The sequence below is a fragment of the Micromonospora sp. GCM10011542 genome, from assembly GCF_042650685.1.
GTDB lineage: Bacteria > Actinomycetota > Actinomycetes > Mycobacteriales > Micromonosporaceae > Micromonospora.
In genome coordinates this window covers 147,212-170,298 of the sequence record NZ_JBHSBO010000016.1, presented here as the reverse complement: position 1 = coordinate 170,298, position 23,087 = coordinate 147,212, and the positions used below count along the sequence as shown (strand labels likewise).

Annotated in this window: 23 protein-coding genes; 12 read left to right on the top strand and 11 right to left on the bottom strand. The window is 71.2% G+C overall.

The genetic code is table 11. The features are described 5' to 3' along the window. Window positions 1–15: 15 nt before the first annotated feature. Window positions 16–216 carry a DUF5999 family protein gene (locus ACFOW4_RS05750; RefSeq protein ID WP_377525158.1) on the bottom strand — a complete coding sequence of 67 codons (201 nt, stop codon included), beginning with the start codon at window positions 214–216 and terminating at the stop codon, window positions 16–18. Window positions 217–339: 123 nt separating this feature from the next. Between ACFOW4_RS05750 and ACFOW4_RS05745 the strand changes: the two genes are divergently transcribed. Both ACFOW4_RS05745 and ACFOW4_RS05740 read left to right on the top strand, forming a co-directional pair. Beyond that, window positions 340–1,539 carry a chorismate-binding protein gene (locus tag ACFOW4_RS05745; RefSeq protein ID WP_377525157.1) on the top strand — a complete coding sequence of 400 codons (1,200 nt, stop codon included), beginning with the start codon at window positions 340–342 and terminating at the stop codon, window positions 1,537–1,539. A gap of 31 nt (window positions 1,540–1,570) precedes the next feature. Continuing rightward, window positions 1,571–2,080 (top strand): peptide deformylase, encoded by a 510-nt coding sequence (locus ACFOW4_RS05740; RefSeq protein ID WP_377525155.1) that lies wholly within the window; start codon window positions 1,571–1,573, stop codon window positions 2,078–2,080. Between the two features lie 178 nt (window positions 2,081–2,258). Here the strand turns inward: ACFOW4_RS05740 and ACFOW4_RS05735 are convergent, their stop codons facing one another. Next, a complete protein-coding gene (locus ACFOW4_RS05735) occupies window positions 2,259–3,029 on the bottom strand; it encodes a sulfite exporter TauE/SafE family protein (RefSeq protein ID WP_377525154.1) in 771 nt (256 codons plus the stop codon). Between the two features lie 206 nt (window positions 3,030–3,235). Here ACFOW4_RS05735 and ACFOW4_RS05730 point away from each other — a divergent pair, with 206 nt between their 5' ends. From ACFOW4_RS05730 to ACFOW4_RS05715, 4 genes are all read left to right on the top strand, one after another. Then, complete coding sequence (locus ACFOW4_RS05730; RefSeq protein ID WP_377525153.1) at window positions 3,236–4,015, top strand: endonuclease/exonuclease/phosphatase family protein; 780 nt, start codon at window positions 3,236–3,238, stop codon at window positions 4,013–4,015. Between the two features lie 142 nt (window positions 4,016–4,157). After that, window positions 4,158–6,266, top strand: coding sequence for a M14 family zinc carboxypeptidase (locus ACFOW4_RS05725; RefSeq protein WP_377525151.1), 2,109 nt, complete (start codon window positions 4,158–4,160; stop codon window positions 6,264–6,266). Window positions 6,267–6,346: 80 nt separating this feature from the next. Further along, window positions 6,347–6,985 carry a fasciclin domain-containing protein gene (locus ACFOW4_RS05720; RefSeq protein ID WP_377525150.1) on the top strand — a complete coding sequence of 213 codons (639 nt, stop codon included), beginning with the start codon at window positions 6,347–6,349 and terminating at the stop codon, window positions 6,983–6,985. Between the two features lie 65 nt (window positions 6,986–7,050). After that, window positions 7,051–7,605 (top strand): GNAT family N-acetyltransferase, encoded by a 555-nt coding sequence (locus ACFOW4_RS05715; RefSeq protein ID WP_377525148.1) that lies wholly within the window; start codon window positions 7,051–7,053, stop codon window positions 7,603–7,605. A gap of 9 nt (window positions 7,606–7,614) precedes the next feature. Here ACFOW4_RS05715 and ACFOW4_RS05710 read toward each other — a convergent pair whose 3' ends face one another. Next, on the bottom strand, window positions 7,615–8,622 hold the full coding sequence (locus tag ACFOW4_RS05710) for a tyrosine-type recombinase/integrase (protein WP_377525147.1): 1,008 nt from the start codon (window positions 8,620–8,622) through the stop codon (window positions 7,615–7,617). Window positions 8,623–8,678: 56 nt separating this feature from the next. On the opposite strand from ACFOW4_RS05710, the gene ACFOW4_RS05705 reads away from it, so the two are divergent. From ACFOW4_RS05705 to ACFOW4_RS05690, 4 genes are all read left to right on the top strand, one after another. Continuing rightward, a complete protein-coding gene (locus ACFOW4_RS05705; protein ID WP_377525146.1) occupies window positions 8,679–9,260 on the top strand; it encodes an AAA family ATPase in 582 nt (193 codons plus the stop codon). Between the two features lie 503 nt (window positions 9,261–9,763). Next, entirely contained in the window at window positions 9,764–10,654 is an 891-nt protein-coding gene (gene sigJ, locus ACFOW4_RS05700) for an RNA polymerase sigma factor SigJ (protein WP_377525144.1), read from the top strand. A 180-nt stretch (window positions 10,655–10,834) separates the two neighbouring features. Further along, a complete protein-coding gene (locus tag ACFOW4_RS05695; protein ID WP_377525143.1) occupies window positions 10,835–11,332 on the top strand; it encodes a cupin domain-containing protein in 498 nt (165 codons plus the stop codon). Between the two features lie 107 nt (window positions 11,333–11,439). Then, window positions 11,440–11,898, top strand: a complete 459-nt coding sequence (locus ACFOW4_RS05690) for a carboxymuconolactone decarboxylase family protein (RefSeq protein ID WP_377525141.1) — start codon at window positions 11,440–11,442, stop codon at window positions 11,896–11,898. A gap of 62 nt (window positions 11,899–11,960) precedes the next feature. Here the strand turns inward: ACFOW4_RS05690 and ACFOW4_RS05685 are convergent, their stop codons facing one another. The 7 genes from ACFOW4_RS05685 to ACFOW4_RS05655 form a co-directional block, all read right to left on the bottom strand. Beyond that, complete coding sequence (locus ACFOW4_RS05685) at window positions 11,961–14,342, bottom strand: ATP-binding cassette domain-containing protein (RefSeq protein WP_377525140.1); 2,382 nt, start codon at window positions 14,340–14,342, stop codon at window positions 11,961–11,963. 44 nt (window positions 14,343–14,386) lie between these two features. Further along, window positions 14,387–14,797, bottom strand: coding sequence for a VOC family protein (locus ACFOW4_RS05680; protein WP_377525138.1), 411 nt, complete (start codon window positions 14,795–14,797; stop codon window positions 14,387–14,389). A 5-nt stretch (window positions 14,798–14,802) separates the two neighbouring features. Beyond that, window positions 14,803–15,252: a helix-turn-helix transcriptional regulator gene (locus ACFOW4_RS05675; RefSeq protein WP_377525137.1), complete on the bottom strand. Its 450-nt coding sequence runs from the start codon at window positions 15,250–15,252 to the stop codon at window positions 14,803–14,805. 57 nt (window positions 15,253–15,309) lie between these two features. Further along, window positions 15,310–15,495 (bottom strand): hypothetical protein, encoded by a 186-nt coding sequence (locus ACFOW4_RS05670; RefSeq protein ID WP_377525135.1) that lies wholly within the window; start codon window positions 15,493–15,495, stop codon window positions 15,310–15,312. 39 nt (window positions 15,496–15,534) lie between these two features. Next, the gene (locus ACFOW4_RS05665) at window positions 15,535–15,981 is read right to left on the bottom strand and encodes a VOC family protein (RefSeq protein ID WP_377525134.1); all 447 of its coding nucleotides are present in this window, start codon (window positions 15,979–15,981) and stop codon (window positions 15,535–15,537) included. A gap of 159 nt (window positions 15,982–16,140) precedes the next feature. After that, the gene (locus tag ACFOW4_RS05660; protein WP_377525132.1) at window positions 16,141–16,920 is read right to left on the bottom strand and encodes a glucose 1-dehydrogenase; all 780 of its coding nucleotides are present in this window, start codon (window positions 16,918–16,920) and stop codon (window positions 16,141–16,143) included. After that, window positions 16,920–18,767, bottom strand: coding sequence for a glycoside hydrolase family 15 protein (locus tag ACFOW4_RS05655; RefSeq protein ID WP_377525131.1), 1,848 nt, complete (start codon window positions 18,765–18,767; stop codon window positions 16,920–16,922). The genes ACFOW4_RS05660 and ACFOW4_RS05655 overlap by 1 nt, the downstream gene beginning before the upstream one ends. Window positions 18,768–18,936: 169 nt before the next feature. Here ACFOW4_RS05655 and zwf point away from each other — a divergent pair, with 169 nt between their 5' ends. After that, the gene (gene zwf, locus ACFOW4_RS05650) at window positions 18,937–20,316 is read left to right on the top strand and encodes a glucose-6-phosphate dehydrogenase (RefSeq protein WP_377525129.1); all 1,380 of its coding nucleotides are present in this window, start codon (window positions 18,937–18,939) and stop codon (window positions 20,314–20,316) included. A gap of 229 nt (window positions 20,317–20,545) precedes the next feature. Next, window positions 20,546–21,967: an OFA family MFS transporter gene (locus tag ACFOW4_RS05645; protein ID WP_377525128.1), complete on the top strand. Its 1,422-nt coding sequence runs from the start codon at window positions 20,546–20,548 to the stop codon at window positions 21,965–21,967. Between the two features lie 315 nt (window positions 21,968–22,282). On the opposite strand, the gene ACFOW4_RS05640 is transcribed toward ACFOW4_RS05645, so the two are convergent. Next, window positions 22,283–23,011, bottom strand: coding sequence for an SDR family oxidoreductase (locus tag ACFOW4_RS05640; protein ID WP_377525127.1), 729 nt, complete (start codon window positions 23,009–23,011; stop codon window positions 22,283–22,285). Window positions 23,012–23,087 lie beyond the last annotated feature (76 nt).

Here is a 23,087-nt window from a genome sequence, read left to right as displayed (position 1 = left end):
ACGCTGAGTGGTCGGTCAGGCCACCAGGGCGTGGCGGGCGGGGCCGCGGTGCGGGGCGATGCTGCTGCCGTCGGGGAGCAGCTCGCCGGTGTCCTCGAAGATGATGACACCGTTGCAGAGCAGGCTCCAGCCCTGCTCAGGGAAGCAGGCGATGACCCGTGCGGCTTCCCGGTCGGTGGCTTCGGCGGAGGGGCAGGTGGGTTGGTGCTGGCACATCGGGTTCTCCGGACTGTGGGGGCACTGTGTCATGGTTCACATGACCAGTGACGCACAGTACCAAGCGAAAGTGTCCAACAACGAGCAGGCAACCACTCGGTTCATCGGAAATCCACTGAACGGATGAGGAAGATCGGACCGTACGGCGTGGAAACGCTCCCACAGGTGCTGGTAGATGCACCGTCGGCACCGGCCGGCTGTCGGGCCGGGCTGAGCGAACGCGCTCGGCTGCAGTGGCGCCGCGCCGACGGCGGTGACCCTGCCGCGCTCGCCGAGGACTTCCTCGCCGCGCACGGGCTGCCCCTGCACGACCTGACCCGTCCCGCTCCCGCCCACGGCGGCAGCGCGGCGTGCGGCGCCGCCGTCTACCTCTCCGCCACCGCCGGGGCGCTGCTGGCCGGCGTCACCCCCGGCGCACCCGACCCGGCGCCCGCCCTGCCGGACCTCGTGGTGGTCGTCTACGACCACGGCGACGCCCGCCGCACCCCGATCCCCGCGCCGCCGCGCGGCGACTGGTGGCTCGGCCCGTGGGCGGAGAGTTGGACCCCCGGGCAGCACGCCGCCGCCGTCGACGCGGTCCGCGCCGCCATCGGCCGCGGCGACGTCTACCAGACCAACCTCGTCGGACACGCCGCCGCCCGCTACACCGGCGACCCGCTACCCGCCCTCACCCGGCTGCGCGCGCTGCCCGGCGCCCGCTACGGCGGCGTCCTCACCGGCGACGGCTGGGCCATCGGCTGCGCCTCCCCGGAGACCCTCGTCGAGGTCACCGACGGGCGGCTGATCACCCGCCCGATCAAGGGCACCCGCCCGGCCACCGCCGCGGGCCGCGCCGAACTGCTCGCCTCCGCCAAGGAACGCGCCGAACACATCATGATCGTCGACCTGGAACGCAACGACCTGGCCCGCGTCGCGGCCACCGGCAGCGTCCGCGTCGACGAGCTGTTCGCCGTACGCCAGTGGTGCCAGCTGTGGCAGGCCGAGTCGACCGTCTCCGCCGCCGTCGCCGACGGCCTCGGCCTGGCCGACCTGCTGCGCGCGATCTGCCCCGGCGGCTCGGTCACCGGCGCGCCGAAGCTGGCCGCGCTCGCCCAGATCGACGCCCTGGAACCGGTGGGGCGCGGCGCCAGCATGGGCGCGCTGGGCTGGGTCGCCCCCGGCCGCGTCGACCTGGGCCTGACCATCCGCACCGCCGCCGCCGACGGCGAGAAGCTGCACACCTGGGCCGGCGGCGGCATCACCTGGGACAGCGACGCGCACGCCGAGGTCGCCGAGGCCGCCGCCAAGACCGCACCGGTACGCGCCGCCCTGGCCGGCCGGTGAGCGCCACGGCGCCACCGATACGCTTGCGCCCATGACCATGCGGCCCATCCGGATCATCGGCGATCCCGTGCTGCGCACCCCGTGCGAGCCGGTCACCACCTTCGACGCCGAGCTGCGCGCCCTGGTGGGCGACCTGATGGACACCCTGCTCGGCGCCCCCGGCCGCGCCGGCGTCGCCGCGCCGCAGATCGGCGTCAGCGCCCAGGTGTTCGTCTACGACGCCGACGGGCACCGGGGGCACCTGATCAACCCCGTCCTCGAGCTCTCCGACGAGCTGCAGGACGACGACGAGGGCTGCCTGTCCATCCCCGGGCTGTACTTCCCGACCGCCCGGGCGATGCACGCCACCGCACGCGGCGTCGACCAGCACGGCGAGCCGCTCACCATCGCCGGCAGCGGATTCCTCGCCCGCGCCCTGCAACACGAGACCGACCACCTGCTCGGCCGGCTCTACGTCGACACCCTGCGCGGCGACATCCGCCGCCGGGCGCTGCGCGAGATCCGCGCCGGCCGCTTCGACTCACCCAGCCGCCGCGGCTGACCCGCCCGCCTACCGGGCGGTCAGCGCGTACTCCCGGTGGTCCGCGACCGCGGTGAACCGCACCGCCGCCGCGCGCACAGCGCCGCCACCACGGCGGCGCCCAGGCCTCGACCCCGTACCCGGGGATGCGTCGTCACGCGCCCCAGCACGCCCCGGTCGTGCTCGGCGTAGACCGCCGTCACGCCACCCACTGGTCGTAGCCGAGCTTGCCGACCAACGCGAGCACCACCACCAGCAGCACCACCCGCACGAACCCCGACCCGCGGCGCAGCGCCATCCGCGCACCCAGCACCGCACCGGCGATGTTGCACACCGCCATCCCCGCGCCCAGCAGCCACCACACGTGCCCGGTCAACCCGAACACCACCAGCGCGCCCAGGTTGGTGCCGGCGTTGACCACCTTCGCCATCGCCGAGCCGTGCACGAAATCCGCCCCGATCAGGGCGGTGAACGCCAGCACCAGGAACGTGCCGGTGCCCGGGCCGATCAACCCGTCGTAGAGGGCGATGCCCACCCCGGCCACCGCGACCACCGCCGCCACCCGCGCCGGCGTGCGCCGCTGCGGCACCGCCACCACCCCGAGCTTGGGGCGCAGCAACACGAACACCGCCACCGACACCAGCACGACCAGCACCACCGGCCGGTACGCCGACGCCGGCACCGCGCCCGCCAACGCCGCGCCCAGCCCGGCGGTGAGCACCGCCAGCCCCGCCGACGGTCCCGCCACCCGCCAGTCGACCTTGGTACGCCGCGCGTACGTCGCCGCCGCCGTCGACGTACCGAAGATCGCGGCCAGCTTGTTCGTGCCCAACGCGGTGGCCACCGGCAGGCCGGGCGCGGCGACCAGCAGCGCCGGCAGCAGCAGCAACCCGCCACCGCCGACCACGGCGTCGACCCAACCGGCCATGGCGGCGGCGGTGAGCAGGGTGGTCAGCGATACGGGGTCCACGGCCGGCCATTCTCCCCACCCACCCCGTCGGACCCCCAACGCTGTGGCCAGCCTCACCCGGCGCGTCGCTCGCCCGACCCGTGGTCAGCGACCCCGCTGCCGGCGCAGCCACACCCCCAACGCACCCACCGCGACGAACACCAGCACCGAACACAGCAGCACCTTGATCACCCCGTCAGCCTGCCACGGCAACGTAGGGTGCAGAGGTGCGCCTGGCCACCTTCAACCTGCTGCACGGACGATCCCTCACCGACGGGCTCGTCGACCCCGATCGCCTCACCGCCGCCGTCACCGCCCTCGACGCCGACGTCCTCGCCCTGCAGGAGGTCGACCGTGACCAGAGCCGCAGCGGCCACCTCGACCTCACCGCCATCGCCGCGCGCGCCCTCGGCGCCCCGCACCACCGCTTCGCCGCCGCCGTCGTCGGCACCCCCGGCGAGAAGTTCCGCCCCCTGCGCCACGACGACGACGGCCACGGCGAACCCTGCTACGGCATCGGGCTGATCAGCCGATACCCGGTACGCAGCTGGCAGGTCACCCGCCTCAAGCCCGCGCCCGTGCGCTCCCCGGTCTACGTCCCCGGCAACGGCGGCGGCCTCATCCTGCTGCACGACGAACCCCGCGTCGTGCTCGCCGCCGTCCTGGACACCCCACACGGCCCGCTCACCGTCGCCGCCACCCACCTGTCCTTCGTCCCCGGCTGGAACGCCCGCCAACTACGCCAGACCGTCCGCGCCCTGCGCGCGCTACCGACGCCCCGCGTCCTGCTCGGCGACCTCAACCTGCCCGCCGGCGCGGCACGGCTCATCTCCGGCTGGCGACCCCTGGGCCGGCGCCCCACCTATCCCGCCGGGCAACCCCGCGTACAGCTCGACCACATCCTCGCCGACCGGCACGCCGTCACCCAGCTCCCGCCGGTCACCGCCGTCACCGCGCCCCTGTCGACGATCTCCGACCACCGCCCGCTCCTGGTCGATCTCGGCTGATTGCGGTCAGCGGCGGTGGGGGAGAGCACCCCTTACCGCTCCCAGGCGCAAGATTCCCTCAAGATCCTTGCGCCGACCATCCATGCCGATCATGCTGGCCGAAACCCGGTCAAGGTCAATCAGTCCTCGCCATGGAGGCCACATGAGACGGCCACGCACCATCCTCATCACACTGTCCGCACTGCTCGCCGCCAGCCTCACCACCATCGCCGCACCGGCGAACGCGCAGCAGGCGGCCGAACCCAACCAGGTCACCAACGTCACCGTCCGCCAGGCCGACGGGTACGCCACCCTCGCCTGGCAGCCCGTCGACGGCGCCACCGACTACCAGATCGAACGAACCCTCGTCGACGCCGCCGGCACCCCCACCGGCACCCCCACCATCGTCGGCGTCTGGCGCCCCAACCGACAGATCAACCAACAGTCGCCCACCTTCGCCGACGCCGGCTTCAACCCCGGCGACCGGTTCAGCTGGCGGGTACGCGCCCGAACCGGCACCACCGAACAGCCCTACTCCGCACCCGTGGTGGGCACCACCACGAGCCCGTGGGGCAACCCCGAAACGCCCGGCGAGCAACTGCGCACCCAGTGGGAGACCACCAGGGCCGCCCAGTACACCAGCGACACCGACGAGTACGCCTACACCGCCGCGATCGACCAGCTCAGCGACCGCGTACGCGTCGTGGAGATCGGCCGGACGGTGCTGAACCGGCCGATCAACATGTTCGTCATCGGCTACCCGACCCCGCCGGCCACCCCGGCAGCCGTCGCCGCCACCTCACCCGTCGCCATCAACTGCAACGTGCACGGCAACGAACCCGGCGACCGCGAAGCCTGCCTCATCATGGCCCGCCAGCTCGCCTTCAGCACCGACCAGCGGACCATCGACCTGCTCAGCCACACCACCGTCCTGATCGTCCCCACCATCAACGGCGACGGCCGCGCCGCCAACACCCGCGGCAACTCCACCGGCCAGGACCTCAACCGCGACTACTCGCTGATCCGCCAGCCGGAGACCGCCGCGTACGTCAGGATGATCCGCGAGTACCGGCCCATCGCCGGCTACGACGGCCACGAGTTCGGCAACTCCCGCGCCGGTGACCTGCCCATGCTGCCGCCACGGCACCAGAACGTCGCACAGTCGATCTTCGACGAGTCGCAGGACATGATCGAAGGCCACATGTACGGCAAGGGCGCCGTCGACGGCTGGTGGCCCTGCCCGTACGGCTGCGAGGGCGGCGGCAACGTCGGCCTCAGCGAGGAAACCATCCTCCGCAACACCCTCGGGCTCAAGAACGTCGTCAACTCGCTGCTTGAACTGCGCAGCTCCGGCGGACAGACCCGCCCCGACGAAGGCAACGCCGCCAACAACCGGCGCCGCAAGACCTTCTCCGCCCTGTGGACCTTCCAGCAGTTCCTCGACTACCACCGCGCCCACGTCGGCGACATCAACCAGGCCCGCGCCGAAGCCATCGAGTTCCAGGCCGCCAACACCGGCCGGCTGGTGTTCCGCGGCTCCCGGCCCATCCCCGCCCACCCGGCACCGCACCCCGGCGACAGCCCGCCGCCGATCGACGCACCGCCGGCCAACCTCATCCTCGACAACGCGCCCTGCGCCTACAAGCTCACCGAAGAGCAGTACCGCGGCGCCCGCACCGACGGACCCGGCGGCGCCGGCACCACCGTCGCCGACCGCATCGCCGCACACGGCTGGAAGGTCGTCAAGACCGGCGACGGCTACTACGTCCCGCTCAACCAGCCCGAACGCGGCCTGATCCCGCTGCTGCTCGACGGGCAGGGCGTGGAGAACCTCACCGACGGCGAACGGATCTACCCGACCCTCACCGGTCAGCGCACCGGCGCGCTCACCGTCACCGGGTTCACCTGCGCGGCCGGCGCCACCATCGCCGGACCGGTCACCGTCCGACCCGGCGCCGCGCTCGTCACCACCGGCACCACCATCACCGGACCCGTCAACGCCACCGGCGCTGCCGGCGTCATGCTCGCCGACAGCAAGGTCACCGGCCCGGTCCGCATCACCGGCACCACCGACGCGGTCTCCCTGATCGACGTCACCGTCGCCGGCCCGGTGGAGCTGTCCGCCAACCGCACCGGCACCGACACCCCGCTGCTCGTCGGCAACCGGGTCACCGGCCCGCTGGCCTGCGACGGCAACACCCCCGCACCGATCAACCTCAACATCCCCAACACCGTGACCGGCCCCCGCACCGGCCAGTGCGCCACCCTGTGACACCCACCCGGTGAACCGTGCCGGCAGGGCGGAGAACCACCGCCCTGCCGGCACCACCAGCCACACCCCAGGAGGCCGTCGTGTCGTACCCCCGCACCCGCACCCGGCTGCGCGCCGCCGCCCTCCTGGCCGCAGCCCTGCTGCTCACCACCACCGCCTGCACCGGCGACCCCGACCGGCCCGACACCACAGCAGTCGCCGCCCAGATCAGCGGGCCGCTCTGCGCCGCCCTGCCCACCGGCGACGAGCCCGGCAACCCCACCTACCTCGCCGGACAACCCGTCGACACGGCACTGCGGTGGATGCCCACCCTCACCACCTTCGAGGCGGCCCTACGCACCAGCGGACTCCTCGCCGACCTCGACCGCGACGGCGTCACCCTCCTCGCGCCCACCGACGACGCCTTCCTCGCCAAGTTCTCCGACGACACCTGGGACACCCTCATGACCCGGGACCACGACAAGCTCCGCACGCTGCTCAAAGCCCACCTCATCGCCGGCACCCACACCCTCGACGACCTCGCCGCCGCCGGCACCGCCACCACCCTCGACGGCGCCACCCTCACCGTCACCCGCACCGCCGCGAGCACCCGTTTCGGCGACAAGGCCGACGCCGTCTGCGCCGACTACCAGGCCGCCAACGCCCGCATCCACATCGTCAACACGGTGCTCGGGCCGCTGCCCACCACCGCCGACGGCACCGGACACCGCGCCCACTGACCACGGCCGCGAGCTGCTCGCAAAATCCCGCCGCCGCGCACCGTCCGAGGGCTATGGTGTGCGCCATGTTTCCTCCAGTGAAGATCATTTCCCCCCGGTTCGAGATACGTGAGTTCGGGCCGCAGGACGCCGCAGCCGTGGCGGCGTTCGTGGCGGCCGGAGATCGAACGGCACTGCCACCGGGCTCCCCGGACACACTCGCCGACGTCGACCGGTGGCTGGCGGAGACGCTGCCGCGGCGGCGATCGAGCGGCGACGGCTTACACCTGGCCATAGTCGAGCGGAGTACCGGCACGATCGTCGGCAGCATCGGACTGCGGGACACCGACTGGGCGACTGGCCGCACCGAGATCGGTTACGGAACACACACCAGCCAGCGAGGCCGTGGCTGTGCGACCGAAGCAGCCCGGGCCGTCGGACAGTGGGCGCTCACCGACGGCGGAATGCGCCGGGTCCAACTGCACTCCCGCCTCGACAACATGGCGTCCCTACGGGTGGCCGAGAAGGCCGGCTACCAGCGCGAGGGCACACTGCCCGTGGCCGAGAAGGACGGACGCGAGGCTCACGACCTGGCCATCTACTCGATGACCAGCACCGGGACAACGGCCCCGCAGCCGTGAACGCCTCGGTCAGCCACCGCCCGGGACGCCGAACAGGCCGGCCAGCGCCTGGTTGGTGCGGTTGGACCGGACCGCCTCGCGCTGCTGCCCGGCGGTCACCTCGATGTACGTCTGCGACGACGCCAACGACGCATGCCCCAACAGCCGCATGATCTCCGCCGCACTCGCCCCATCCTCGGCCAGCCGGGTGGCGAACGTGTGCCGCAGCGCGTGCAACCGAGCCCCCCGCGGCACCCGGTCACCGATGCCCGCCCGCCGGTAACAGGACTCCACCAGATACTGCAAGCCGCCCCGGCGCAGCGGCTCACCACGGCGATCCACCAGCAGCGGCGCGTCCGGCCGCACGCTGCGGGTGCCGAACCGACGCGACCGACTGTCCAGGTAGGAACCCAGCACCGCGTCCAGGTCCGGCTCGATCGGCACCACCCGGGGACGCCCACCCTTTCCGGCCACCTCGACCCGCCGCTCACCCGCCCGGCCGGCCAACGAGCCGACCCGCAGCGCCAGCAACTCCGACAGCCGCAGCCCGGCGCAGAGCGCCAACGCCAGCACCGCCACGTCCCGCTCCGGCCACGGGTCACGCTGCCGCCCGTCCTCCCGGGCCACCGAGGCGAGCAGCACCTCGGGGGTGTCCGCGCCCCGCAACGGCTTCGGCTGGGGGAGCGGCGCGCGAGGCCGGTCCACGGCCGGCATCGGGTTGCCCGCCACCACGCCCTCCGCCACCAGGAACGTGAAGAAACTGTTCCAGGTGGACCAGGCCCGGTGCACCGAAGCGGCAGCCCGCGGGGCGGCGAACCGGGCGAACGCCGCACGCATCACCCGGGGGGAGAGCCCGGTGATCGACAACTCGTCCAGGGGGAGGGGAGTGGTGGCGTCGTCGGTGACGATCAGGGCGGCCACCGCGTGCAGGTCGCGCCGGTATGCAGCCAGAGTGTGCGGGGAGGGCTTACGGGTGGCGCGAGCGGTCAGGAACTCCTCAATCAGTGCTTCAAGCGATTCGTCCTGTTTGTGCTGCATAAGGGATATTATGCAGCTTTTTCGCGTTGGCCGGCAAGGGGGAGAGGGGGAGCGCGATGACCGGACACCGGCGCTACGTCCTGACCGGAGCCCCGGGGGCGGGCAAGACCACGCTGCTCGAGGCGCTGCGGCGTCGGGGTCATCTGGTGGTGCGGGAGGCGGCCACGGACGTCATCGCAGCCCGGCAGGCGCAGGGGTACGCCGAGCCCTGGCGGGAACCGGGGTTCGTCGACGCCGTTGCCCGACTGCAGCACCGACGCCGGACCACGGCCGACGCGCGCGGGGCCGTGCAGATCCACGACCGGTCACCACTGTGCACGCTGGCGCTGGCCCGTCACCTGGGCCGGCCGGTCGGGCCCGACCTCGCCGCCGAGCTCGACCGGATCACCGGCCAGCAGACCTACCAGCGATCGGTGTTCCTGGTCGGCCCGCTGGGCTTCATCCGGCGTACGGCCGCACGCCGGATCGACTACGCCGAGGCGCTGGCCTTCGCCCGTCTGCACGAGCGGGTGTACGAGGCGTACGGGCACCGGCTGGTCGACGTGCCCGCCGGCCCGGTGAGCGAGCGCGTCGCGCTGATCGAGACGCACCTGTCCGCCCCTTCCGAGGGGATCGCCAAATCGCGCGACTTTACATAATGTACATTATCGAATCGGTACGAGCGCTGCGCGGACCGCTCCAGCCTGCGTCACCGCAGCGTGAGCGCGTGTCGGCTGCTCGGAATCCGGCCCCTGCGACGCTCACAACGGACGCGGGCACCCACCCTGTTCGCGCCGATGCGTGAACGGCGAGAGTGCCCCGCTCAACCTGCGAGGAGCTTCGTCATTCGCGGCGCCGCAAGACAGTCTGGAAGCTGTCGCATCAGGTCGCATGGATCCAGATCGATGGAGCCGATCGGCTCGTCCTGCGCGACCGGCAGGACCTGGGGCGATCCGCTCACACCATTCGTCGACACCTCTCCCCCGCGTTCACTCCCCGACGTCCCGCTGGCACACCTCAGCCGGCACCGTTCACCTCAGCTTGATCACGACTGCCGGCTGCCGTGTCTGAGCGACCTGGCTCGCTCCCACAGGGCTTTCTCGCAAGATCCCGAGTTCGGATAGCTACGCTGGTCCGCAGGCTGGAGGAGGTTGCGATCTTCATGGGTGACTGGCGGGGACCCGAACGGTCGGAGCAGGAGGACCCGCTCGGAGCCGGATGGGAGAGGTACCGGCCTGCGGTTTTCGGTGTGGCCTATCGGCTGCTGGGAAGTGTGGCCGATGCCGAGGATGTGGCCCAGGACGTGTGGCTGCGGGCGGCCGGAGCGGATCTGCGGGACATCGGTGACCTGCAGGCCTGGCTGGTGACCGTGGCCGCGCGGCGGTCGTACGACATCCTCAAGAGTGCCCGTTTCCGCCGGGAGACCTATGTCGGGCCGTGGCTGCCGGAGCCGCTGCTGACCGGGCCGGACGCGTCACAGCCCGTACTCGTCGACGAGTCCGTCAGTTCGGCGATGCTGCTGATCATGGAGGAGCTGAGTCCGCCGGAGCGGGTGGCGTTCGTCCTACACGACGTCTTCGGTCTTGAGTTCGGCCAGATCGCCGACGTGCTGGACGTCTCCGTGCCCAGTGCTCGGCAGCTCGCCTCGCGGGCACGACGGCGGGTGGCCAACGCGAAGCAGTCCACGCCGCAGGCGTCGAAGGCGGAGCGCGAACGCGTCCTCACGGCCTTCCGCGCCGCCTACGAGGCCGGGGACCTGGCCGGCCTGGTCAGGCTCCTGCACCCGGACGCCGTCTACGTCACCGACGGCGGCGACAAGGCCTTCGCGGCACGCAAGCTCATCCACGGCGGCGAGCGCGTCGCCGAGGTCATGGTGCGTACGGGACACCAGTGGCACCCGGACCGCATCGACTTCGCCGAGGTCGGCGGCGAGCTCGCCCTCGTGTCCTACCGGGGAGGCCGGGTCTACTCCGTCGACACGGTGCAGATCACCGACGGTTTGATCAGCGCGTACCGCAGGGTCCTCAATCCCGACAAACTCGCGCGCGTCTGAGCTGTCACACCCGGAGGGGCTACCTCGTCTCCCTGATGAGAACGCGAAACGGGCGACGAAGAACAGCGTGAGCAGGTGGGATCACTCCTGCAGATGGGATCCATCCGCCTGTAACCGCCATGAGCCCTGCCCGCGAGCGGGCCATGTGCTCGAGTCGCCCCCTCCCCAGTAAGGACCTCTATGCACGCCATCACTGTGCGGGGCCGCAACGCCGGTATCGCCGCTGGCCTCCTGGCTGTCGCCACGCTGACTGCGGCCACGGCCTGCTCGACCTCCGACCGGCCCGCCCACGCCGAGGGACCGGCCACGGCCGCAGCATCGGCATCGGTATCGGCGCGCCCCGCCGAATCCCTCAGGCCGCTGCTCCAGCAGGCCCTCCCGGATGTGACGGGTAAGACGTTCACCTCGGCGGTCGTCGAACTTCCGCCTAACGCGAGCGCGGCGCCGCACCGGCACGGCCAAGCGTTCGTCTACGCCTACGTCCTCGAAGGCGCCGTGCGCAGCAAGCTGGACGACAAGCCCGTGACCACCTATCACCAGGGCGAGAACTGGGTCGAGCAGCCGGGCACCGACCACGTCCTGACCGAGAACGTCAGCCAGACCCAGCCAGCAAAGCTCCTGGTCGTCTTCGTCTCCAACACCGGAGACAAGCTCAAGGTCGACGACCCGACGCCATAGCGCGGGGGCAGCACGCTGCCCGAACTCTGCGCCTACCAGAACACTCACCGCCACCAGGACGTGCCCGAGGGGCGCGGCCCGGGCCATACGAACGGATCACAGGAACCATGACCGAACGTCAGCGCGTCAACATCGGCGAGCAGCACCAGGCCGCCTACAAGGCGCTCATCGCCCTGTCGTCGAAGGTGGATGAGGCCGCCGCCGCAGCGGGGCTCGACCCGCTGCTGGTCGAGCTGCTGAGGATCCGCGCCTCGCAGATCAACGGCTGCGCGTTCTGCCTGCGCATGCACACCCGCGACGCCCTCAAGAAGGGCGAAAGCCCCGATCGGATCGCCGTGCTGCCCGCCTGGGAGGAGACCGATTACTTCTCTGAGACCGACAGGGCCGCTCTGCGCCTGACCGAGGCGATCACACTCGTTGCGCAGGGACACGTCAGCGACGAGGACTTCGATGCCGCCGCGGACGTACTCACCGCGGAGCAGATCTCGGCCGTCGCCTGGCTGGCGACCGTGATGAATGCATTCAACCGCGTCTCGATCACCAGTCGGTACCACGTCGGCAGCTGAGGGTACCGACGGCTGCCGAGTTGCGGGTCTTTCGGGGGTACTCCCCGGAAGACCCGCATGGGTCAGGTGGTGACGTAGGCGGCGAGGTGTTCGCCGGTGAGGGTGGAGCGGGCGGCGACCAGGTCGGCGGGTGTGCCCTCGAAGACGATCCGGCCGCCGTCGTGGCCGGCGCCGGGCCCGAGGTCGATGATCCAGTCGGCGTGCGCCATGACCGCCTGGTGGTGCTCGATGACGATGACGGACTTGCCGGCGTCGACGAGCCGGTCGAGCAGGCCGAGCAGGTGTTCGACGTCGGCGAGGTGCAGGCCGGTGGTGGGCTCGTCGAGGACGTAGACGCCGCCCTTGTCGAACATGTGGGTGGCCAGCTTGAGCCGCTGCCGCTCGCCGCCGGAGAGCGTGGTGAGCGGCTGGCCGAGGCTGAGGTAGCCGAGGCCGACGTCGGACAGGCGTCGCAGGATGGCGTGGGCCGCGGGGATGCGGGCGTCGCCGGCGCCGAAGAACTCCTCGGCCTCGATCACCGACATCGCGAGGACCTCGCTGATGTCGCGGCCGCCGAGGTGGTATTCGAGTACCGACGCCTGGAACCGCTTGCCCTCGCACTGCTCGCAGGTGGTGGCGACGCCGGCCATCATCGCCAGGTCGGTGTAGACGACCCCGGCGCCGTTGCAGGTGGGGCAGGCGCCCTCGGAGTTGGCGCTGAACAGTGCCGGTTTCACGCCGTTGGCCTTGGCGAACGCCTTGCGGATCGGGTCGAGCAGCCCGGTGTAGGTGGCGGGGTTGCTGCGGCGGGAGCCCTTGATCGGCGCCTGGTCGATCGCCACCACCCCGTCGCGCCGCGACACCGAGCCGTGGATCAGGGAGCTCTTGCCGGAGCCGGCGACTCCGGTGACGACGACCAGCACGCCGAGTGGGATGTCGACGTCGACGTCGCGCAGGTTGTGGGTGTTGGCGCCGCGTACCTCCAGTGTTCCGGAGGGTGTCCGTACCGACGGCTTGAGGGACGCGCGGTCGTCCAGGTGTCGCCCGGTGAGTGTGCCGCTGGCCCGCAGTCCTTCGACGGTGCCTTCGAACACGACCTCGCCGCCCTCGGTGCCGGCGCGCGGGCCGAGGTCGACGACGTGGTCGGCGATCGCGATGGCCTCCGGCTTGTGCTCGACGACCAGGACGGTGTTGCCCTTGTCGCGGAGGCGCAGCAGCAGGTTGTTCATCCGCTGGATGTCGTGCGGGTGCAGGCCGATCGTCGGCTCGTCGAAGACGTAGGTCACGTCGGTGAGCGCGGAGCCGAGGTGGCGGATCATCTTGGTGCGTTGGGCCTCGCCGCCGGAGAGCGTGCCCGACGGCCGGTCGAGGCTGAGGTAGCCCAGGCCGATCTCGACGAACGACTGCAGGGTGTGCTGGAGCGCGGTCAGTAGCGGTGCGACGGACGGTTCGCGCAGGTCGCGTACCCAGTCGGCGAGGTCGTTGATCTGCATGGCGCAGGCGTCGGCGATGTTGATCCCGTTGATCTTCGAGGATCGGGCGGCGTCGGTGAGGCGGGTGCCGTCGCACTCGGGGCACGTCGTGAAGGTCACGGCGCGTTCCACGAAGGCGCGGATGTGGGGTTGCAGCGCGTCGACGTCCTTGGACAGGAACGACTTCTGGATCTTCGGGATCAGCCCCTCGTACGTCAGGTTGATCCCGTCGACCTTGATCTTGGTGGGTTCCTTGTGGAGCAGGTCGTGCAGTTCCTTCTTGGTGAACTTGCGGATCGGCTTGTCCGGGTCGAAGAAGCCGCAGCCGTTGAAGATGCGGCCGAACCAGCCGTCGGTGCTGTAGCCGGGGATGGTGAGGGCGCCCTCGTTGAGGGACTTGCTGTCGTCGTACAGCGCGGACAGGTCGAAGTCGGTGACGGAGCCCCGGCCTTCGCAGCGCGGGCACATGCCGCCGGTGACGGTGAAGCTGCGACGTTCCTTCACGGTCTGTCCGGCGCGCTCGATGGTGACCGCGCCGGCTCCGCTGATCGAGGCGACGTTGAAGGAGAACGCCTGCGGTGAGCCGATGTGCGGCTTGCCGAGTCGGCTGAAGAGGATGCGCAGCATGGCGTTGGCGTCGGTGGCGGTGCCGACCGTGGAACGGGCGTCACCGCCCATCCGCTGCTGGTCGACGATGATCGCGGTGGTCAGCCCTTCGAGGACGTCGACCTCGGGTCGCGCCAGCGTCGGCATGAAGCCCTGCACGAAGGCGCTGTAGGTCTCGTTGATCATCCGCTGGGACTCCGCGGCGATGGTGCCGAACACCAGTGAGCTCTTGCCCGAGCCGGAGACGCCGGTGAACACCGTCAGTCGGCGCTTCGGGATCTCGACGCTGACGTCCTTGAGGTTGTTGACGCGCGCGCCGTGCACGCGGATCAGGTCGTGGCTGTCGGCGTCGTGCACGGGCGACGGGGTGTCCGTGGCCATGCTCATCGTGTCTCCATCTGTGGGGCGGGCCGCGGGGTCGGCCCGGGGGGTCAGCGCAGCTCCTGGATGCGGACCAGGTTGCCGGCGGGGTCGCGGAAGGCGCAGTCGCGGATGCCGTAGGGCTGCTCGATCGGCTCCTGGACGACTTCGGCGTCGCCGGACTGGATCTTCTCGAAGGTGGCGTCGAGGTCGCGGGTGGCCAGCAGGATCCACCCGTAGGTGCCCTTGGCCATCATCTCGCTGATCATGCGGCGTTCGTCCTCGGTGATCCCTGGGTCGACGGCCGGCGGCGCCAGCAGGATCGACGTGCCGGGCTGGTCCACCGGACCGACGGTGATCCACCGCATCTTGCCCTGCCCGACGTCACTGCGGACCTCGAAGCCGAGGACGTCGCGGTAGAAGGCCAGCGAGGCGTCCGGGTCGACGTGCGGGAGGGCGGTGGTGTGAATGGTGATGTCCATGGCGATCAGGCTAGGTGCGGCGCCGTGCGGGGCGCTTCTTGATTCCTGATCGGTCTGGTCACCTGTTTGACCACGCACGCCGGCATCCCGGCGGTCGCGCCGGTCGCGTCGCGGCGGTAGGCGCTGGGCGACACGCCGACCAACTCGGTGAAACGGGTGCTGAACGTGCCCAGCGACGAGCAGCCGACCGTGAAACAGACCTCGGTGACGCTCAGGTCGCCCCGGCGCAGCAGCGCCATGGCGCGCTCGATGCGCCGGGTCATCAGGTACGCGTACGGCGCCTCGCCGTAGGCCAGGCGGAACTGGCGACTGAGGTGCCCGGCCGACATGTGCACGCCACGGGCGAGCGCCTCGACGTCCAGGGGCTGCGCGTACTCCCGGTCGATGCGGTCACGGACCCGGCGCAACCGCGCCAGGTCGCTCAGACGCTGCGCCGGGTCGGGTCGGCTGGTCACATGCGCGATCGTACGTCGCGTCGCGGGTGGGCGGTCCCCCGAACCGCGGGCGGTGCGTCAGGTGTTGCCCTTCGTCGCCGTCTGCTCGGAGGGCTCGGTGCTCTCGTCGATCATGAACTGCGCGTACCAGTCGGGCCACCTGGGGTCGGCGTGCCCGATCTCCTCCTCGTAGTGACCGTGGGCAGCCGCCGCCCGGCGCAGTGCGGCGGCCAGGTCGGCTGTCGAGTCATAGGTCGCTGGCATACGAGCACTTCCCTCTCGTGAGGTGCGCTGGTCTGGTGTTCACCACAGCCGGCCCGGGAGTCGCGTGGTGACCTCCTGCAGATACCAGCCGTTGCCGTCGGGGTCGTTGAAGGAGGCGAAGGAGAAGTAGCTGGCCCGCTTCGGCGCGAGTCCCGGGGTGCGTTTCTGGCCGTTGGCGAGGGGCAGCCCGCCGCCGGCGACGTGGAAGACCTCGCTGACGTCGACGCCGTGGCCGATCAGCTCGGTCCGGGCCGCCTCGACGTCGTTCACGACCAGGTACAGGCCGTCCAGCGAGCCGGGGGCGGCCGAGGTGAGGCTGGGGCCGAGCATGATCGAGCAGTCGGACCGGGGCGGTGTCAACTGCACCACCCGGGCGTCGCCCTCGCCGATGTCGGCGTCCTCCCGCCACCCCAGTGAGGTGTAGAAGGCCTTGGCCCGTGACACGTCGGCGACGGGCAGCACGATGAACTCGAGCCTCATGTCCATGCTGTCGGCTTCTCTCCCCTGCGGTGGCGGCGGCGTGCCGGGCTCGTGTGGCCTCGGCTGATCCTGCGCCCATCCTCAACCAGTGCTCGCCCCAAAATCCCCAGAAACGGCGCAAACCTCGAAATCCGCCCGGACGGTGGCGCGGTGATCGAGCTGTCCTCAGGCGCCCTGACCCTGGTTCTGCATCAGGCCGCCGTCCATGAAGTACGTCGAGCCGGTCACGTAGTCGGCGTCGTCGCTGGCCAGGAAGACGGCGAGCTTCGCGATCTCCTGCGGTTCGGCGGCGCGCTTCCAGGGGATGCTCTGCACCTGCTCCTCGAGGTACTTCGGGTCGTCGATGGCCCGCTGGTTGAACGGGGTGAGCACCATGCCGGGGCCGATGTTGTTGACGTTCATGTGCATCGGGGCGACCTCCAGGGCGAGGCTCTTGGCGAACTCCAGCATGGCGCCCTTGCTGGTGTCGTAGTCCGCGCCGCCGGCCCGCGCGACCTCCTGGTGGATGGAGGTGATGTTGATGATCTTTCCGCGCCCACCCTGGTCGCGACGGTGCTGCACGAACCGCCGGGAGCAGAAGAACGTGCCGTAGACGTTGGTCCGGATGGCACGGTCCCAGGTCTCGGTGTCCAGGTCGGCGACCGGGATGCCGGAGGCGTCCACCCCGGCGTCGTTCATCAGGATGTCCAGCGTGCCGAACGCCGCCACCGCCTCGTCGAACATCGCCTCGACCTGGTGCTCGACGCTGATGTCACCCTGCACCACGACGGCCCGCCGGCCGGCCTCCTCGACCTTGGCCCTGGTGTGGTTGGCGCCGGCGTGGTCGTGCAGGTAGTGCACCACCACGTCGGCGCCCTCGCGGCCGAACTCGATGGCGGTGGCCTGCCCGATGCCCGAGTCCGAGCCGGTGATCAGGGCGGTTCGTCCTTCGAGGCGTCCAGTCATCAGCGTGCTCCCTCCGTCCGTCCCGTGCCGGCCGGCACGGGTTGTCGCGGCTGGCCCGCGGCGGCGCGCCGCTCGGCGGCCTCGGTGAGCCAGCCGGCGGCGTTGATCAGCCCGATGTGCGAGAAGGCCTGCGGGAAGTTGCCCAGGTGCTCCCCGGTGACCTGGTCGATCTGCTCGGCGTAGAGCCCCAGGTCGTTGACCCGGGCGGTGAGCTGGCGGAACAGCTGGTCGGCCCGGTCCACCTCGCCGGCCAGCGCCAGGCAGCTGACCAGCCAGAACGAGCAGATGACGAAGCCAGCCGGGTCGCCGTCCCAGCGGCGCAGCAGCCCGTCGTGGGACAGCTCGCGCTCGATGACGCTCATGGTGGAGCGCATCCGTGGGTCGTCGGCCGGCAGGAAGTCGACAAGCGGCATCATCAGGACCGAGGCGTCCAGGTGGTCGGAGTCGAACGCCCCGGTGAACGTGCCGAGCCGCTCGTGCCAGCCCCGGGTCAGGATGGCCTCGCGGATCTCGTCCCGGACGGCGGCCCAGCGGGCCACGTCGGCCCGGCAGCCGAGGCGGGAGCCGAAGCGGACGGCCCGATCCAGCGCCGTCCAGCACTGCAGCTTCGACGAGACGTAGTGCCGTTCGGCGTCGCGGGCCTCCCACATGCCGGCGTCCGGGCGCTCCCAGTGGCGCGCCGCCTGCTCCGCGAGGGCCCGCAGCAGGTGGTGCACGTCGGGCGCCATCGGGTCGAGGTAGTGACGCATCAGCCAGGCGGCGTCGAGGATCTCGCCGAGCACGTCGGACTGCCGCTGCTTCCAGGCGTCGTTGCCGACGAGGACCGGTCCGCTGTCGGCGTAGCCGGAGAGGTGGCCGAGTCGGTGCTCGGTGAGGTCACGCTCCCCCTGCACCCCGTACATGATCGGAACCTGTTCGTCGCCGATGTCCCCCATCGCGCGGGCGACCCAGGCGAACTGCCGGTTGGCCTCGTCGGGGCAGGCCGCCCGCCAGAGCGACTGGAGGGTGAAGCTGAAGTCGCGCACCCAGACGTAGCGGTAGTCGTAGTTGCGGTCCCCACCCAGCTGCTCCGGCAGCGAGGTGGTCGCGGCGGCGACGATCGCGCCGCTGGGTCGGTAGGTCATCCCCTGCAGGATGATGGCGCTGTGCCGCACCTCGTGGCGGTACAGGCCGCGGTACTGGTCCCGGTGCAGGTCGGCCCAGGAACGCCACCCCGCGACGGCGTTGGCCACCACCTGCTCGGCGTCGGGCAGCGCGGGTGGGTCGGAGTCGTAGGTCGGCGCGTGCCCGAGGGTGAAGCCGTAGGTGTCGCCGGCCCGCACGGTGAAGGTCGCGGTGGCGTCACCGCGCGCGCCCACCAGCGGGACGTCGCCGCGCAGGCTGAGCCGGCAGGCGCCGGCGGTCGCGTCGATGTGGCCGTCGTGTCCGGTCAGGTACGCGGTGACCCGCCCGTACTCGAACCTCGGCCGGTAGTCCAGCCGCACCGGCACCTCACCGGAGAGCCCCTCGATCACGCGGCTGAGCACCCGCGGTGAGCGCAGGCCGATCTCGTGGCCGCGCGCGCCGGGCTCCAGCGCGAGGGCGTCGGTCAGCGCGACGCTGCCGCCCCGGGTGGTGAAGACGGTACGCAGGACGAGAGCGTCGTCCAGATATGACCGTTTCGAGGTGAACTCGTCGTCGGGGTGGATCGACCAGTGCCCGGCGTCGTCGTCGAGCAGCCGTCCGAAGACGGACGGGCCGTCGAAGCGCAGCGGGCACCACCAGTTCACCGATCCGGCGCGGTCCACCAGGGCCGCGCTGCGACCGTCGGCCAGGAAACCGTGCTCACCGATGCGTCCGCTTTGCACGCGGGTGCCTACCCGGCCGGACGGGGTGGCATACCTCGGTCAGGTCCCGGGTCCCGGCCCCACGGGGTCCTGTCGCCGTTCTCACGCTGGCCCGTCCGGGGGGAATTGCGGGGCGCAGCGGGCGGTTCCCCGAACGGAAGATCAGGTCACAGGATCGGATGGAAGTGCCATGCACCAGCGATCGGACGCGGTAGTGCTGTTCGGCGTGACGGGCGACCTCGTCTCGAAGAAGCTGTTTCCCGCCCTCTACGAGCTGACCCGGCGCAACCGCCTCGACGTCCCGGTGATCGGGGTGGCCCGCTCGCCCTGGGACGACCAGCAACTGGTCACCACCGCCCGCAAGTCGGTGGCCGAGGCGAACGACGAGATCGACGACGAGACCTTCGACGCGCTCGCGGGCAACCTCTCGATGATCTCCGGCGACTACGCCGACCCCACCACCTACCAGCGGCTGGCCGAGCGCCTGCGGGGCGCCGAGCGTCCCGTCTTCTACCTGGCGATCCCGCCCGCGGTCTTCGGCTCCGTCATCGACGGCCTGGCGACGGTCGGCCTGGCCGCCCGCGGTCGGGTGATCGTGGAGAAGCCGTTCGGCCGGGACCTGCGCTCCTCGCACGAGCTGGACCGCACCCTGCGAGCGGCCTTCGACCCGGAGCGCATCTTCCGGATCGACCACTACCTGGGCAAGGAGTCCGTCGAGAGCCTCTACGCCTTCCGGTTCGCCAACCGGCTGTTCGAGCCGCTGTGGAACAGCGAGCACATCGACAACATCCAGATCACGCTCGCCGAGGCCTTCGGCACCCAGGGCCGCGCCGGCTTCTACGACACGGTGGGCGCCACCCGCGACGTCCTGCAGAACCACATGCTGCAGGTCGTGGCCCTGATCGCCATGGAACCGCCGGTCACCGGTGACGCCGAGGCGTTCCACGACGAGGAGGTCGCGGTGCTGCGGCACATCGAGCCGCTCTCGCCGGAGACGACCGTGCGGGGACAGTACGCCGGTTACCGCGACGAGCCCGGTGTCGCGCCGGGCTCGGAGACCGAGACGTTCGTCGCCACCCGGCTGAACGTCAACTCGAAGCGCTGGGCGGGGGTGCCCTTCTACCTGCGCACCGGCAAGTTCATGCCCGGGACGGCCACCGAGGTCGTCGTCGAGTTCAAGCAGCCGAGGCAGGCCCTCATCCGGGCCGAGGACGGCACGCGGACGGCGGCGAACCTGCTGCGCTTCCGGCTGGGGCGTGGAGACGGCATCACGATGTCGATCCAGGCGAAGACACCCGGGGTGGAGGTGGCGAGCCGTCCGGTGGACCTGTCGGTCGACTTCGGTGCGGCCCTCGGTCACCGTCAGGAGGCGTACGAGCGCCTGCTCGACGACGCGATGGACGGCCAGCAGTTGCGGTTCGCCCGCAAGGACACGATCCAGCAGGAGTGGCGCATCGTCGAGCCGATCCTGGACCTGCCCGGGCACATCCAGACGTACGACAAGGGCAGCTGGGGGCCGGCCGACGCGGTCGCGCTCGCCGGTGGCTGGCACCCCCCGGCCCTGCGGTAACGGACGGCCCGGCATCGGTGCCGGGAGCACCGCGACGCTGATCAGCGCCCGCGCGAACGCTGATCAGCTCTCGCGCGACGCGGCGGCGGGTTTCTCGTCGTATGGGCGACGGGAGCGACCGTTCGGCTCAGCACAGCGACCGTCCGGCGCTGATCGGGTTTGCCGCCGGTGGTGGGCGGGGGCATGAGGCGGGGAAGCTTTCCCGCAACATCGCCAGAGGGAGCACGCCATGCTTTCCGCGCTCGATCGTCACCACACCGTTGCGCCGCCGGGTTACAGCCGCTGGCTGATCCCGCCGGCGGCGCTGGCCATCCATCTGTGCATCGGTCAGGTCTACGCGACAAGCGTCTACAAGAACTCGTTGATCGCCCACTTCGACGCCAGTCAGACGGCGATCGGAGTGATCTTCAGCATCGCGATCGTGATGCTGGGGTTGTCGGCGGCGGTCGCCGGAACATGGGTGGAGGCGAACGGGCCGCGTAAGGCGATGTTCGTCTCGGCCTGCTTTTGGGCCGCGGGCTTCCTGGTGGGCTCGCTGGGCATCGCCACGAAGCAGTTGTGGCTGCTGTACCTGGGCTACGGGCTGCTGGGCGGCATCGGCCTGGGCATCGGGTACATCTCTCCCGTCTCCACGTTGATCAAGTGGTTCCCGGACCGGCCGGGCCTGGCCACCGGGTTGGCGATCATGGGATTCGGGGGCGGTGCGATGGTGGCCTCTCCCCTGTCGCGGCAGCTGCTGTCGTTCTACGACCCCGGCTACGACCCGGCCAACGCCGGATCGACGGCGTCGGGCAGCGCGCTGGTGTGGTTGTTCGTGACGCTCGGGCTGGGCTACTTCGTGATCATGATGTTCGGGGTGGTGAACGTGCGGGTGCCCGCCCCGGATTGGCGTCCGGCCGGGTTCGATCCCGCGACGGTGGCGTCGAAGCCGCTGGTCACCACGGCGAACGTGTCGGCGGCGAACGCGGTGCGGACCCGCTCGTTCTGGCTGCTGTGGGTGGTGCTGTTCTGCAACGTCACGGCGGGCATCGGCATCCTGGAGCAGGCCAGCCCGATGATCCAGGACTTCTTCCGGGACAACGGCACCTCGGCGGTGTCGGTGGCGGCGGCCGGCGGCTTCGTCGGCTTGCTCTCGCTGTTCAACATGGCCGGCCGGTTCGCGTGGTCGTCGACGTCGGACCTGATCGGGCGTAAGCCGATCTACCTGGTGTACCTGGGTGTGGGTATGGTGCTGTACGCGCTGCTGGCCCTGGTCGGGCAGACCGCGACGGCACTGTTCGTGCTGCTGGCGTGCGTGATCCTGTCGTTCTACGGCGGCGGATTCGCCACGGTGCCGGCGTACCTGCGGGACCTGTTCGGCACGTTCGAGGTGGGCGCGATCCACGGTCGGCTGCTGACCGCGTGGTCGGCGGCGGGGATCGTGGGTCCGCTGATCGTCAACGGGTTCCTCGACGCCGAGGGCAAACCCGGCACGTTGACGGCGGCGGCGTACCGGCCGGCGCTGTTCACCATGGTCGGGGTGCTGGCCGTGGGCTTCGTGGCGAACCTGCTGATCCGGCCGGTGCCGGAGCGGTTCCACGAGCCGGCCGGCGGCCGCAACGGCGATACGGGTACGGAGTCGGTGGCGGCGGAGAGGAGCGGCACGCGATGAGCGACGGCGGCGGGCAGCAGGCCCGGTTGTGGATCTCATGGTTGGTGGTGGCCGTGCTGCTCGGTTACGGGGTGGCGCAGACGGCGATCACGGCGGCGAAGCTGTTCACCAGCTGACAGGCTCGGAACAGGCAGCGCCCACCCTTCTCGCCCAGGGCGCACCCGACCGTCGCTGTCCTGCAACGCCGCAAGTCACCGGGGTCGGTTGGAACAAGAGGCTGCGTGCCGGTCGAGCTGCCCCAGATCTGGGGCAGCTCGACCGGCACCGCGGCGGCCAGGGCGGTGCCCGGTGTGCCCGTCCCGGTGGCGGGCGGGGTCAGAGGCCGCCGGAGACGCGCAGCACCGCGCCGGTGGTGTACGAGGCGTCCGGGCCCAGCAGCCACGCGATGGCGCCGGCGACCTCGTCGGGTTCGCCGGCGCGGCCCAGCGGGATGCGCCCGGCGGCGGTGTCGGCGCGGTCGGGTACGCCGGAGTCGGCGTGGATGTCGGTGCGCACGATGCCGGGGGCGACGGCGTTGACCCGGATGCCGCGCGGGGCGAGTTCCTTGGCCAGGCCGACGGTGAGGGTGTCGGTGGCGGCCTTCACGGCGGCGTAGTGGACGTACTCGCCGGGGCTGCCGAGGGTGGCCGCGGCGGAGGAGACGTTGACGATGGCGCCGCCGGCGCTCATCCGGCGGGCGGCCTGCTGGGCGCAGAGGACGTACCCGATGAGGTTGACGTCGACGACCCGGCGCAGGTCGTCGACGCGCAGCTCGGTGAAGGGGCCGATCGGGCTGGTGACGCCGGCGTTGTTGACCAGGCCGGTGAGCGGTCCGAGCTGGGCGGCGGCGTCGAACAGGGCGACCACCTGGTCGGGGTCGGTGGTGTCGGCGGGTACCGCGATGGCCTGACGGCCCGTTGCGTGCAGGTCGGCCAGGACGGCGTTCGCGGCGTCGTGGTCCCGCCGGTAGCACAGGGCGATGTGGTGTCCGGCGCGGGCGAGGCGGCGCGCGGTGGCCGCGCCGATGCCGCGGCCACCCCCGGTGATGACGGTGACGGGTGTCAAGGTGCCTCTCCCCTGCCCGGGTCGCCTGCGGCGACGCTGCGTTGCGGCCGCGCCGACGCTACCGTGACCGACGCGT

Excerpts from the sequence above, each read along its gene's own strand:
- ACFOW4_RS05750 (WP_377525158.1), bottom strand. The coding sequence starts at position 216 with ATGTGCCAGCACCAACCCACCTGCCCCTCCGCCGAAGCCACCGACCGG.
- ACFOW4_RS05745 (WP_377525157.1), top strand. The coding sequence starts at position 340 with ATGAGGAAGATCGGACCGTACGGCGTGGAAACGCTCCCACAGGTGCTG.
- ACFOW4_RS05740 (WP_377525155.1), top strand. The coding sequence starts at position 1,571 with ATGACCATGCGGCCCATCCGGATCATCGGCGATCCCGTGCTGCGCACC.
- ACFOW4_RS05725 (WP_377525151.1), top strand. The coding sequence starts at position 4,158 with ATGAGACGGCCACGCACCATCCTCATCACACTGTCCGCACTGCTCGCC.
- ACFOW4_RS05715 (WP_377525148.1), top strand. The coding sequence starts at position 7,051 with ATGTTTCCTCCAGTGAAGATCATTTCCCCCCGGTTCGAGATACGTGAG.
- ACFOW4_RS05710 (WP_377525147.1), bottom strand. The coding sequence starts at position 8,622 with ATGCAGCACAAACAGGACGAATCGCTTGAAGCACTGATTGAGGAGTTC.
- ACFOW4_RS05705 (WP_377525146.1), top strand. The coding sequence starts at position 8,679 with ATGACCGGACACCGGCGCTACGTCCTGACCGGAGCCCCGGGGGCGGGC.
- sigJ (WP_377525144.1), top strand. The coding sequence starts at position 9,764 with ATGGGTGACTGGCGGGGACCCGAACGGTCGGAGCAGGAGGACCCGCTC.
- ACFOW4_RS05695 (WP_377525143.1), top strand. The coding sequence starts at position 10,835 with ATGCACGCCATCACTGTGCGGGGCCGCAACGCCGGTATCGCCGCTGGC.
- ACFOW4_RS05690 (WP_377525141.1), top strand. The coding sequence starts at position 11,440 with ATGACCGAACGTCAGCGCGTCAACATCGGCGAGCAGCACCAGGCCGCC.
- ACFOW4_RS05685 (WP_377525140.1), bottom strand. The coding sequence starts at position 14,342 with ATGAGCATGGCCACGGACACCCCGTCGCCCGTGCACGACGCCGACAGC.
- ACFOW4_RS05680 (WP_377525138.1), bottom strand. The coding sequence starts at position 14,797 with ATGGACATCACCATTCACACCACCGCCCTCCCGCACGTCGACCCGGAC.
- ACFOW4_RS05670 (WP_377525135.1), bottom strand. The coding sequence starts at position 15,495 with ATGCCAGCGACCTATGACTCGACAGCCGACCTGGCCGCCGCACTGCGC.
- ACFOW4_RS05665 (WP_377525134.1), bottom strand. The coding sequence starts at position 15,981 with ATGGACATGAGGCTCGAGTTCATCGTGCTGCCCGTCGCCGACGTGTCA.
- ACFOW4_RS05660 (WP_377525132.1), bottom strand. The coding sequence starts at position 16,920 with ATGACTGGACGCCTCGAAGGACGAACCGCCCTGATCACCGGCTCGGAC.
- zwf (WP_377525129.1), top strand. The coding sequence starts at position 18,937 with ATGCACCAGCGATCGGACGCGGTAGTGCTGTTCGGCGTGACGGGCGAC.
- ACFOW4_RS05645 (WP_377525128.1), top strand. The coding sequence starts at position 20,546 with ATGCTTTCCGCGCTCGATCGTCACCACACCGTTGCGCCGCCGGGTTAC.